This is a genomic window from Ralstonia condita (assembly GCF_958405655.1).
Lineage (GTDB): Bacteria > Pseudomonadota > Gammaproteobacteria > Burkholderiales > Burkholderiaceae > Ralstonia > Ralstonia condita.
The window spans coordinates 1-12,600 of the sequence record NZ_CATYWO010000011.1; the positions used below are offsets into that span (position 1 = coordinate 1).

Below are 12,600 nucleotides of genomic sequence, written 5' to 3' on the forward strand. Positions count from 1 at the left end.
AGGGGAAGTCGCCATCTCGGGCGCGCCTTTCTTTGCTTACTTTCTTTGGCAAGACAAAGAAAGTGAGTCGCCCCCGGCAGGGGGTGAAACAGGGATGCACCACCAACAAAAAAACCCAAAACAAAAAAGCCGCTCCGGAACCCTCCGGAGCGGCTTTTCAACGCACCACTAAACAGCCTCAGTGCACAACCCGATCAAACGAAAACTGCCCATCCCGATAATCCACCGGCACCACATCCTTGGGCGCGAACTTGCCCTCCAGGATCATCCGTGCCACCGGATTCTCGATCTGCTGCTGGATCGCCCGCTTCAACGGCCGCGCCCCGAACACCGGGTCGTAACCCGCAGAGGCCAGCTTGGCTACCGCTTCGTCCGTCATTTCGAGCGTCAGATCCATCTGTGCCAGGCGGGCTGCCAGGCGCTTGAGCTGGATGCGTGCAATCGATTCGATGTTGCGTTGGTCCAGCGCGTGGAACACCACCACCTCGTCGATCCGGTTCAGGAACTCAGGGCGGAAATGCGTCTTCACTTCCTGCCACACGGCACCCTTGATCACGTCCGCCGGTTCGGTCGCCATCTGCTGGATGAGCTGCGAGCCGAGGTTGGACGTCATCACGATCACCGTGTTCTTGAAGTCGACCGTGCGACCCTGGCCGTCGGTCAGGCGACCGTCGTCCAGCACCTGCAGCAGCACGTTGAAGACGTCCGGGTGCGCCTTCTCCACTTCATCGAGCAGCACCACGCTGTACGGCTTGCGACGCACGGCTTCGGTCAGGTAGCCGCCTTCCTCGTAGCCGACATAGCCCGGCGGCGCGCCGATCAGGCGGCTCACGGAATGCTTCTCCATGAACTCGCTCATGTCGATGCGGATGAGGTGCTCTTCCGAATCGAACAGGAAGCCGGCCAGCGCCTTGCACAGCTCGGTCTTGCCGACGCCCGTGGGCCCGAGGAACAGGAACGAGCCATAAGGCTTGTTCTCGTCCGCAATGCCGGCGCGTGAGCGGCGGATGGCATCCGACACCAGACGCACGGCTTCGTCCTGACCGACCACGCGTTCGTGCAGGCGGTCTTCCATCTTCAGCAGCTTCTCGCGCTCGCCGGTCATCATCTTCGACACGGGGATGCCCGTGGCGCGGCTGACGACTTCGGCAATCTCTTCGGCACCCACCTGCGTGCGCAGCAGCTTGTTCGGCTGCTTCTGGCCGGCCGACTCGGCGGCGGTCGCGGCCTTCAGCTTGCCTTCCAGCTCGGGCAGCTTGCCGTATTGCAGTTCGGCCACCTTCTCGAGCTTGCCTTCGCGCTGCAGCTTGGTGATCTCCAGCTTGATCTTGTCGATCTCTTCCTTGAGCGCAGCCGTACCTTGCGCGGCGCCCTTCTCGGCCTTCCAGATTTCATCCAGATCGGCGTATTCCTTCTGCAGGCGCTCGATCTCCTGCTCGATCAGCTCCAGGCGCTTCTGCGACGCTTCGTCGGTTTCCTTCTTCACCGCCTCGCGTTCGATCTTGAGCTGGATCAGGCGGCGGTCGAGCTTGTCCATCGCCTCGGGTTTCGAGTCGATTTCCATCTTGATGCGCGCCGCAGCTTCGTCGATCAGGTCGATGGCCTTGTCTGGCAGGAAGCGGTCGGTGATGTAGCGGTGGCTGAGTTCAGCCGCGGCCACGATCGCCGGATCCGTGATCTCCACGCCGTGGTGCAGTTCGTACTTCTCCTGCAGGCCGCGCAGGATGGCGATGGTCGCCTCCACGCTCGGCTCATCGACAAGCACCTTCTGGAAGCGGCGCTCCAGCGCGGCATCCTTCTCGATGTACTTGCGGTACTCGTCCAGCGTGGTCGCGCCAATGCAATGCAGCTCGCCACGCGCCAGCGCCGGCTTGAGCATGTTGCCGGCGTCCATCGCGCCTTCGGCCTTGCCCGCGCCCACCATGGTGTGGATCTCGTCGATGAAGAGGATGGTCTGGCCCTCTTCCTTGGCGATGTCGTTCAGCACGGCCTTCAGGCGCTCTTCGAACTCGCCGCGGTACTTGGCACCGGCCAGCAGGCCTGCCATGTCGAGCACCAGCACGCGCTTGTTCTTCAGACTTTCAGGCACCTCGCCGTTGATGATGCGCTGCGCCAAGCCTTCGACGATGGCCGTCTTGCCGACGCCCGGCTCGCCGATCAGCACCGGGTTGTTCTTGGTGCGGCGCTGCAGGATCTGGATGGCACGGCGGATCTCATCATCGCGGCCGATGACGGGGTCCAGCTTGCCGATCCGGGCCATCTCGGTCAGGTCGATGGTGTACTTCTTGAGCGCTTCACGCTGGCTTTCGGCCTCGGCGCTGCCGACGGTCTGGCCGCCGCGCACGGCGTCGATGGCGGTTTCCAGCGCCTTGCGTGCGAGGCCATGCTCACGTGCGATGCGACCGGCTTCGCCCTTGTCGTCGGCCGCAGCCAGCAGGAACAGCTCGCTGGCGATGAACTGGTCACCGCGCTTGATGCCCTCTTTCTCGGTCTGCTGCAGCAGGCTGCCCAGATCACGGCCGACCTGCACCTGCTCGCCACCCTGCACCTGCGGCAAACGCTTGATGGCGTTGTCGAGCGCAACCTCCAACCCCTTGGCGTTGACGCCTGCGCGCGACAGCAGGTTCTTGGTGGCCCCGTCCGGCTGGCGCAGCATGGCCAGCAGCAGGTGGACGGGCTCGATGTACGGATTGTCGTTGCCCAGCGCCAGGCTCTGCGCGTCGGCCAGCGCTTCCTGGAAGCGGGTGGTCAGTTTGTCCAAACGCATTGAAAACCCCTTGCGGAAAATGTTTCACTGTCCGAAAGATAGGGAGCGTCGGTGGCATTTCAAGCACAGAAATGCGGGTTTTGATGCGGCTTTGTGCCAAGTCAAGCGACGACGCGCCCCCGCGAGGCCCGTCGCCGCTCGAGGAGTGCGTCAGTTCGGTACGGAGACGGTCGCCACGCCGCCCGAGACGCTCACCGAGATGCGGTCTCCCGCCGCCGGCGTGCTGGTGAAGTTCGGCACGTTGGCCGCGCTGATGGCCGGTGCAGCACCCGCCGTGCCACCGCGCGGCGTCGTGCGCACCACCTGCGAGGGCGGCAGCGGCGTGCCGTTCTTCAGATTGGCGTAGACCGCGTCAAGCGCACGCTGCTCGTACACCACCAGCGGCACGAACAGCGTGTCGTAGCCGGGCAAGGCGTCGATGAAACCATCGAAATGCTGCGCATTCATCACTTCGATGTAGGCGAGCCTGCTGCTTGCATCCGCCTGCGCGTTGAGCCCCAGATACGGCCGCGCGCCATGGTTGACGGGCAACAGGGCGTCATTGCGCCCCTGCACGATGAGCGCTGGCTTGCCGTGCAGGTTCCCGGTGCGCAGCGTCTCCGACATGCCGAGCTGAAGCGCCTGCGAGGTGGCGTCGCCGCCGGTCAGCAGATTGCGCAGGCACAGCGCGCCGTCGAGGTTGGCGGCCTGCGTGCCGGACGAATCGACCGAATACTTGCTTTGCGTGGCACCGCCCTGTGCAGTGTTGTTGATCAACTGCACGCCGGTCGTGGGCGGGATGCCGTTGCCGGTGGCGGCCAGCTGGGCCAGTGCCGTAGCGTTCACGGCAGTCGGATGGAAGGACGCATCCACCGCGGCAAAGCTGAAGTTGCACAGGTTGTCGAGCACGCTGGCACGCGCGAGCGCATTGCCGAAGGTCGTCGCCACGGAGGGGTCGATCTCGAAGTACGCCATCGAGGCATGCACGAGGTCGGACTCGGGCTCCCAGCCGTACGTGTGCATCTTCTGCAGGGCTTCATCGGCCTGGGCGGCCGTGGTGGCTGACGACAGCAGCCCGTTGGCATGCAGCGCGGCACAGCGGTTGGCCTGCACGCTGGCTGGCCAGCCGACATTGGCCGCAAAGAAGGACTGGCCGGGCGCACTCGCCACGCTGGACGACAGGGCCGCACACAGCCGGAACGTGTTCGCATAGCTCACGTAGTCGAACAGCGGCTTGCCACTGACCGGCAGCGTGACGCCGCCGCGCTGCACCTGCACGTTGGCCGAGGCCGGCAGGTTCAGCCCGGGCTCGCCCACGGCCACGCCGTCGATCAGGTTGGTGGTGTCCTGTTCGGCCGCAGCAATGGCCGCGCCGCCGCCGTTCGAGACGCTGGAGGCGATGACGATGGTGTTGTCCGGGCGGACTGCCAGCGGGCTGCCGGTGGGCGTGCCCGGTGCGCCCAGCTTGTCGTTGATGGCCCAGAACGCGAACTGCACGGCTTGCAGCGTGAAACGGCCCCAATCCTTCTCGGGATTGCGCTGCGAGTGCGCGTGCTTGAACGCCAGCCGGTTCGGCGTGGCCAGATTGAATGCGGCGAGCTGGCTGTCGGTGATCGGCGCGGCAAACTGCGCCCTGGTGCCCGCCGCGGTGCGCGTGGTGCGTGTGCCGTCTTGCAGGGGCACGGTGTCGGTGGCCAGATCATGCGGGCCCGCGCCGGTACCCTTGTCGGTGTATGCGACGGCGCACTTGTTCTTGAGCCCCCATTCGCCCGTCGAAATGGCACCGTAGATGCCGCGAGAACCGGATGACGTGGCGGTGATGATGCAGGGGTTGGCCGGGTCGAAGGCGTCGGGAATCTGCACCAGCAGCACCACATTCTGCTGCCCGGAGCCGTCATCGGAATAGGCGACGTATTCCACGCCCGGCACCATGCCGCTGCCGGAGGTAACGTTGCCACCGGCATCGACATTGGGGCCGTACAGCGTGCCGTAGCCGCCCTTGGCGTTGGTATCCACCAGCGCACGGTAGTTGTTGTAGATCGCCAGGCGCCGCAGTTCCGCGGCAGTCGGGGCGGTGGCGTTGGCCACCGCCGGAGGCGTGGCGGAAGCCAGCCCGGCTGCACCGAGGCCAGCCGTGAGCAGATCGTCGCTCACGCCGTCGTAGTGCGTGACCGTGACGGTGCCGACGAACGCCGGCTTGACGTTGCCCTGCGCGCTGTTGTCATTGCTGCCGCCACAGCCACCAAGGCCCGCCAGGCCAGACAAGGCCATCGCTGCCAGCAGCGAACCGCGTGCACGGCGGCCGCTGCCCTTCCCTTGCATCGTGCTCATATCGTCTCCTTGTGATTGCCCTTCCTGTGAAGCATCCACTGCTACGAGACTGCCAAACGCTGCGAGCTATGCCGCCAGTTCGGTGCGCTTGTCTTCGAGGTTGCGCACCAGCACCAGCGCTTCGCCGTGCAGCACGATCCGGCCATCGGCGCCCCGCACGTCGGTGGCAAGATTGACCAGCGCCTTGTCGGCGCGCAGGCGCACGATGCGCACCGATGCGGTGAGCGGCTCGCCCACGCAAGCCGCCGAGCGCAGACGCAGCACCTGTTTCATCCACCCCGTGCCGCGCCCGGGCAGACGCGTGCCCAGCAGGTCGGAGAACATGCCGGCCAGCAATGGCAGCGGCACCAGGGCCCCGTCAAAGCCCCGTGAACGTGCGAATACTGCGTCGGTATAGAAAGGATTGACGTCACCCGCCAGCGCGGCGTATCCGCTCACGTCGGCATCGGTAAAGGCGCGTATGGCCTGTGCCGATTGGCCGACCCGCAGGTGATAAAGCGTCGCATCGCCCGCGGGCTGCACGCTGTCGCCGGCAGGTGCCGCGTCTGCCAGGGCAGCCAGCGCAGCGGCATCGGCGTCGAGTAGCAGTTCGGCCTGGCCGTGCGCCGTGACCTGTGCGGCGGGATCATCCAATGCCTCGCCCCTGCGCTGCAGGCAGCGGACTTCGGTATCGAGCGCAATGGCCTGGGGTCCTGGCGAGGGCTGCAACGCCAGCACCGCCGCCACACCATCGGCGACGAACGTCGGGCGCGGAAACATCAAGCTTTGCGCGATGGGCAGCATTGGCTGCGGAAAGCTTCGCGTCATCTGCGCGCTCAGCAGCGAGAACAGGAACATGCCGTGGGCTACCGTGGCGCCAAAGTGCGTCGTCGTCGCGAACGCGGGGTCGCAATGGATCGGGTTGTCGTCACGCGACAGGGCGGCAAAACGGTTGAAATCTGCCTGGGTGAGCACGCGCAGGCTGGGCGTCTGCATGGATGAAGCCTCCGGATACGTTGAGGTCACGCGGCGCGCGTACCGCTTCAGCGCGCCGAGAACCGCGCGCGCAGCTTGTGCTTTTCGACCTTGCCCGACGGCGTGCGCGGCAGCACATCGATGAAGTGCACGTGGCGCGGCACCTTGTAGCCGGCCAGCCGCGCCTTGCAGTGAGCAATGACGGCATCGGGGTCGAGCGCCACGCCGTTACGCACGACCACCACCGCCACGCCCACCTCGCCCCAGCGTGCGTCGGCCGTCCCGATCACGGCAGCCTCGGACACCTCGGGCAGCTGGAACAGCACGTTCTCCACTTCGGCCGGGTACACGTTCTCGCCCCCGGAAATGAACATGTCCTTGGCGCGATCGACGATGTAGTAGTCGCCCTCGTCGTCCACGTAGGCAATGTCGCCGGAGTGGAGCCAGCCGTCCCGGATGGCAGCAGCGGTCGCCTCCGGCAGGTTCCAGTAGCCGGGCGTGACGCCAGGGCCCTTGATGAGCAGCTCGCCCCGCTCCCCCGGGGCAACATCGTTGCCCAGCGGGTCAACGATCCGCGTGAGCATCGAGCCGACCGGCTTGCCGATGGTGCCGATCTTGCGGCGCGCGGTAGCCTCGTCACAGACGAAGACAGTCGGTCCCGTTTCCGTCATGCCGAACCCGAAGCAGAGCGTCACGCCCTTGTCCAGGTATGCCTGCAGCAGCGGCTGCGGCACCGGCGAGCCCCCGGCGGACATGTTGCGGATGGCAGAGAAATCCGCCTGCGCAAAACCCGCGTGCTGGCTCAGGAACAGATAGACCGAGGGCACCGCGAGGAACATCGTGATGCCCTCGCCTGAGCGGCGGTCGAGCTTGTCGAGCGTCGTCTGCGCATCGAACTGGCGCAGGATGTGGACCGTCCCTCCCGCATGCAGCAGCGGATTGGCGTACAGGTTGAGCCCGCCCGTGTGGAAGAACGGCAGCACGCTCAGGAACACGTCGTCGCGCGTGATCTTGTTGGCCAGCATGGCGTTGACGGCATTGAAGAACACCATGCCATAGGTCTGGATCACGCCCTTGGGACGGCCCGTGGTGCCGGAGGTGTAGAGCAGGTGCCAGATCTCGTGCTCATCGCGGCAGGGCATGTCGATGATGTGGCCCGAAGCGGATGCCAGCGCAGCCTCGAACTCGCGCCAGCCGGCGGGCGCACAGGCGGATGGCTCGCCGGCAAGGTACAGCACTTGCATGGGGCGCGCCCGGACGAGGTCCGTCGCCACATCGATGAAGCCATCGCCGGCGACGAGCACATCCGGCGTGCAGTCCTCCAGGATCGGCAGCAGTTCAGCCACCGGCAGGCGCCAGTTCAGGCAGACCATGACCATGCCTGCCTTGGCGCAGCCATACAGCATCTCGAAGTACGCGGCACTGTTGTGCGCCAGTACGGCAACGCGCGCCCCAGGCGCTAGCCGCAGTTGCTGCGTGAGCACCTCGGCAAAGCGGCTCGCGCGTTCGTCAAGCTGCCGGTAGGTGACGCGACGCCCCGAGTGGACGTCCACCAGCGCCAACTTGTCGGGCGTGTGCTGGGCGTTCTTGTGCAGCCAGTCGACGACGTACATGTCGGGCGCTCCGTTATGACGGGATCTCGTGCGTGTCGTGGCTGCCACGCAAGCGCCCTACCACGCCCTGCGGGAAGTAGTACACGCTGAGGATGAACAGCAGGCCGAGCCACAGCAGCCATCGATCCGGATGCAGCAGGGTCGACAGGACCGGCACAGCGGCCGTGGCATCGCTGGCGAGCTTCATCACGTCTTGCAGATAGGTCTGCGCGAGCAGGAACAGCGTGGTGCCGATGATGGCGCCGTACAGCGTGCCCATGCCGCCGATCACGACGATCAACAGAATGTCGACCATGATCTCGAACGACAGCGAGGTGTCGGGACCGTTGTAGCGCAGCCAGAGCGCCATCAGCACGCCGGCCAGCGTGGCGAACACGGCCGAGAGCACTGTCGATACGGTGCGGTAGACCACGGTGCGGTAACCGATGGCCTCGGCACGGAAATCATTCTCGCGGATGGCCTGCAGCACGCGTCCGAACGGCGAGTTCACCAGCCGCAGCAGCAACAGGAACAGCACCACCGCACATACCAGCACAAAGTAGTACGAGAGCAGCTTGCCGTTGAGCGGCACGCCAAACCACTCCATATCGCCCAGCGAAAAACCCGGCGTGAAGACCTCGGGCACCTTGAAGGTCAGGCCGTCTTCACCGCCCGTCCAGTCGGAAAGCTGCGAGACCAGCGTGGCGAACGCCGAGGCCACCGCCAGCGTGATCATGGCGAAGAAGATCGCCCGTACGCGCAGCGAGAACAGCCCGACCACGAAGGCCAGCACAGCCGACACGGCCACCGCACCCAGCGTGCCGGCCAGCAAGGCGCCCCACCCGGGTTCCATGTTGGACATGGCGATCGCCACGCCATACCCGCCGATGCCGAAGAACATGGTGTGCGCAAACGACACGATGCCGGTGTAGCCCAGCAACAGATCGTAGCTCGCCACCAGGACCACGAAGACGCAGATCTTGGCGGCCATGTTGATCGCCCGCGCCCCCGGGAACAGGAACGGCGCGCATAGCAGCGCCAGCAGGATGAGAACGAGCAGCGCAGTCAGCGTGCGGCTGCGGGGGAGATCGCCGGAGAACAATCGGGTCATGGTTGCGCGTCCTTCAACGTTTGGCCACCGGATACAAACCCTGCGGCCGCCACAGCAGGATCAGCATCATCAGCAGGATGTTCGAGAACAGCGCTACCTTCGGAAACAGGAAACCGGTGTAGTTGGCCATCAGCCCCACCAGCACCGCGCCGATGAAGCAGCCCGTGGTCGAACCCAGCCCGCCGATGATGATGACGATGAAGATCAGCACGTTCACCTGCGAGCCGATCGCCGCCGTGATGTTCTCCTGGTACAGCCCCCACAGCACGCCGCCCAGGCCGGCCAGCGCCGCGCCCACCACGAACACGCCGATGAACAACCGGCGGATGCGGTAGCCGAGCGACTCCACCATCTCGCGGTTCTCCACCCCGGCGCGGATCAGCAGGCCGATACGCGTGCGATTGAGCACCAGCAGCATCGCCACGAAGATCACCAGGCCCAGCACCACGGCGATGAGCCGGTATTTCTCGATGGCCGCATCGCCCAGCAGCACCGCTCCACGGAAGGTAGCCGGCGCCTGCAGCGCGATGGTCTCGGCGCCCCAGATGGCCTTGATCAGCTGTTCGGCGACGATCATGCCGCCCATGGTGATGAGGATCTGCTTGAGGTGCTGACCGTACACAGGACGCACGACCACACGCTCGAAGAACAGGCCGACGGCGCCGGCTGCCAGCATGGCCGCCGCAATGGCGAGCGCGAATACGCCCAGGTTGAGTGCCAGGCTGTCGGCCTCCACCCACGCCTGCATCGGCAGCAGGACGGATGCCGCCACGTATGCGCCGAGCGCGATGAATGCACCATGTCCGAAATTGAGCACGTCCATCAGGCCGAACACCAGCGTGAGGCCCGACGAGACCACGAAAATGATCATGCCCATGGCCAGCCCCGCGATGGTGAGCGTGAGCCAGGTCGATGGACTGCCGACCAGCGGCAAGGCGATCAGCATGAGCAGCGGTGCGAGCGCCAGCGGCGTCCAGTCAAGACGGACCTTGGGCAGATCGGCGGGTGCGGCGGATACGCCCGGCAAAACAGTTGATGTGGTCATGGGGGTCGGTTCGGAGGTGCGCTGCGGTTGCATGACGCCGCCATTCATTGATGTGCCGCCAGCGACAGGCCGAGCAGCCGCTGCTGCAGCGCTTCGTCGTCGGCCAGCGCAGCCATGCGGCCGGTATGGACGATCTTGCCGTCGTCCATCACCGCCACGGTGTCGCCTACCGACTTCGCCATGTGGAAGTTCTGCTCCACCAACAGGATGGAGACATCGGTCTGCTTGAGCTCACCGAATACCGCGATCATGTTCTGAATGATGGCCGGCGCCAGCCCCTTGGTCGGCTCGTCGACGATCAGCAGCTTGCGCGGCTCGATAATGGCGCGCGCCACCGACAACATCTGCTTCTGCCCGCCAGAGAGCACGCCCGCGCGCTGATGCCAGAAGATCCTGAGCGCCGGGAACATGCGGAACACCCAGTCCAGCCGCGTTTCGTCGACAGGGCCGCCGCGCGCGGCCAGGCGCATGTTCTCGGCCACGGTCAGATCCGCAAATATGCCCATGTTCTCCGGTACATAGGCGATACCGAGCTGGGCAATGGCCGGCGTCTGGCGGCGCGTGATATCGACGCCGTCAAACTCCACCCTGCCCGCGCTGGCCTGCCACAAACCCATGATGGTGCGCAGCGTGGTCGTCTTGCCGGCGCCGTTGCGCCCGAGCAGCATGGTCACGCCGCCGCGCGGCACCTCGAAGCTCACACCATGCAGGATGTGATAGGGGCCGATGTGGGTCTGCACGTCCGTCAGGCGCAGCAGCGGCGCGGATCGAGCGTCAACCATGCCCCACCTCCGCGGCTGCTTCGACAGTGCCCAGGTACGCCTGCTGCACGATGGGCGAGGCGATCACCTCGGCGGGGTCGCCATCAGCCATCAGCGTGCCGTTGTGCAGCACGATGATGCGGTCGGCCAGCGAACGCACCACGTCCATCTTGTGCTCGACCAGCAGCACGGTCTTGGTCTTGTCCTGCTTGATCTCGTGGATCAGGTTGAGGATCACGGGCACCTCGTCGACGCTCATGCCGGCGGTCGGCTCGTCAAACATGAAAACGCGCGGCTGCAGCGCCAGCAGGATCGCCACCTCCAGCTTGCGCTGGTCACCATGCGAGAGCGAAGCGACCGGCTGGCCGCACTTGTCCGCCAACGCCACGCGCTCCAGGCAGGCCAGCGCCTCTTCACGGATGGCGCGATGACGGCTCCATACCGAAAACAGATCGAGCCCCCGATGCGCACGCGCCTGCACCGCCAGCCGCACGTTCTCCAGCACCGGCAGGTTCGGAAACAGGCTGGTGAGCTGGAACGCACGGCCGATGCCGCGCCGGGTCTTGGCCGAAACCGGCAGGCGCGTCACGTCTTCGCCGTCGAGCAGGATCTGGCCGGCACTCGGTGGCAGCTGCCCCGAGATCAGGTTGAAGTACGTGGTCTTGCCCGCTCCGTTGGGGCCGACGATGCACGTCAGCTCGCCCGGACGGAACGCGCACGACACCGCATTGACGGCCACGTGCCCGCCAAAGCGGATGGTCAGCCCGCGCGTTTCCAGCGCGGGCGTGCCTTGGGTGGGACTCGCGCTCACGTCCATCACCGGTGATTGCGGATCGGCACGTTCATTTCTTCGGGCTTGATCTCCCGCACCAGCTCTGGCACACCCCAGGCAAATGCCGGGTCCACCTTGATCTTGAAGTGATACATCGACTGCATCGCCTGGTGGTCTTCCTTGCGGAAGGTCATCTTGCCCTTGGGCGTCTCGAACGACATGCCTTCCATGGTCGAGATCAGCTTCTCGGTGTTGGTGTCGCCGCCGGTCTTCTTGAGCGCTTCCACCAGCGCAATGCCGGCCGCCATGCCGCCCGCCGTGAAGAAATCAGGCGGCGCCTTGAACCTGGCATAGTGCGTCGACACCAGCCACTCGTTGACCTTGTTCTTGGGGATGCCGAAGTAATAGTAGGTCGCGCCTTCCATGCCCGGCAGATTCTTGTAGGCCGCCATCGCCGGCAGGATGTTGCCGCCGCTGGCGATCTCGATGCCATAGCGCTTCGGGTCAAGATCGGCAATCTTGAACGGGTTGCCCGCGCCGGCCCAGATGATGAAGATGATCTTGCGGCCGGGCTTGTCCTTGAGCGAATCGAACAGCCGCTGGGCGCCGGCGGTGAAATCGGTCGTGTTGGTCGGCAGGTACTCTTCGTGTACGACCTTGGCATGCTTGAGCGCGCCCTTGAATGCCTTCACGCCGTCGCGGCCGAACGCATAATCCTGGGCCAGCGTGGCGATCTGCACGCCCGGCTTGTCGAGGGCCACCGCGTTGGCAATCGCATCCTGCGAGGAATTGCGGCCCGTGCGGAAGATGTAGCGGTTCCACTTCTCCCCGGTGATGGAATCGGCCACGGCGGGCTCCACCAGCAGGATCTTCTTGTATTCGTCGGCCACCGGCAGCATGGCCAGCGCCGTTCCCGAAGACGTGGGGCCAACGGCAATATCGGCATGATCGTCGCTGTAGGCAGCGGCCAGTTGGGCCTTGGCCACGTCGGGCTTGCCCTGCGTATCTTTCTCGATCAGGACCAGCTTGTTGCCGTTGACAGCCATCGTGCCGCCGGTGGCGTATTCCAGCCCCATCATCAGGCCGGTCTGCGTCTGCTTGGCGTAGGCCTCGAGCGCGCCGGTCTTGTCATAGACATGGGCGATCCTGATGTCCTTGCCCAGCGCGCTGCCGGCGGCCAGCAGGCCCGCTGCCAGGGCGACAACACGGAGTGCCGTGCGGTTGTGTTGCATCGTTGTCTCCTTCCTTTGTGGTTCGGCCCCGCTGCGTTCTGGTGTGACGGTGGCCG

At 65.4% G+C, this 12,600-nt stretch carries 9 protein-coding genes; all 9 read right to left on the reverse strand.

Annotated elements, in window-relative coordinates:
* Positions 1–178 precede the first annotated feature (178 nt).
* A complete protein-coding gene (clpB, locus tag R2N03_RS20345) occupies positions 179–2,767 on the reverse strand; it encodes an ATP-dependent chaperone ClpB (protein ID WP_316659688.1) in 2,589 nt (862 codons plus the stop codon).
* A gap of 150 nt (positions 2,768–2,917) precedes the next feature.
* Positions 2,918–5,077: a 3-hydroxybutyrate oligomer hydrolase family protein gene (locus R2N03_RS20350; RefSeq protein WP_316659689.1), complete on the reverse strand. Its 2,160-nt coding sequence runs from the start codon at positions 5,075–5,077 to the stop codon at positions 2,918–2,920.
* Positions 5,078–5,143: 66 nt separating this feature from the next.
* Complete coding sequence (locus R2N03_RS20355; RefSeq protein ID WP_316659690.1) at positions 5,144–6,052, reverse strand: MaoC/PaaZ C-terminal domain-containing protein; 909 nt, start codon at positions 6,050–6,052, stop codon at positions 5,144–5,146.
* A gap of 47 nt (positions 6,053–6,099) precedes the next feature.
* Positions 6,100–7,644, reverse strand: coding sequence for an acyl-CoA synthetase (locus R2N03_RS20360; RefSeq protein WP_316659691.1), 1,545 nt, complete (start codon positions 7,642–7,644; stop codon positions 6,100–6,102).
* A gap of 13 nt (positions 7,645–7,657) precedes the next feature.
* Complete coding sequence (locus R2N03_RS20365; protein WP_316659693.1) at positions 7,658–8,734, reverse strand: branched-chain amino acid ABC transporter permease; 1,077 nt, start codon at positions 8,732–8,734, stop codon at positions 7,658–7,660.
* A gap of 13 nt (positions 8,735–8,747) precedes the next feature.
* Positions 8,748–9,779: a branched-chain amino acid ABC transporter permease gene (locus tag R2N03_RS20370; protein ID WP_316659694.1), complete on the reverse strand. Its 1,032-nt coding sequence runs from the start codon at positions 9,777–9,779 to the stop codon at positions 8,748–8,750.
* A gap of 44 nt (positions 9,780–9,823) precedes the next feature.
* Positions 9,824–10,561, reverse strand: a complete 738-nt coding sequence (locus R2N03_RS20375) for an ABC transporter ATP-binding protein (RefSeq protein ID WP_316659695.1) — start codon at positions 10,559–10,561, stop codon at positions 9,824–9,826.
* A complete protein-coding gene (locus R2N03_RS20380) occupies positions 10,554–11,351 on the reverse strand; it encodes an ABC transporter ATP-binding protein (RefSeq protein ID WP_316659696.1) in 798 nt (265 codons plus the stop codon). Before R2N03_RS20380 ends, R2N03_RS20375 begins: the two co-directional genes overlap by 8 nt.
* 5 nt (positions 11,352–11,356) lie before the next feature.
* Entirely contained in the window at positions 11,357–12,544 is a 1,188-nt protein-coding gene (locus R2N03_RS20385) for a substrate-binding domain-containing protein (protein WP_316659697.1), read from the reverse strand.
* Positions 12,545–12,600: the final 56 nt, after the last annotated feature.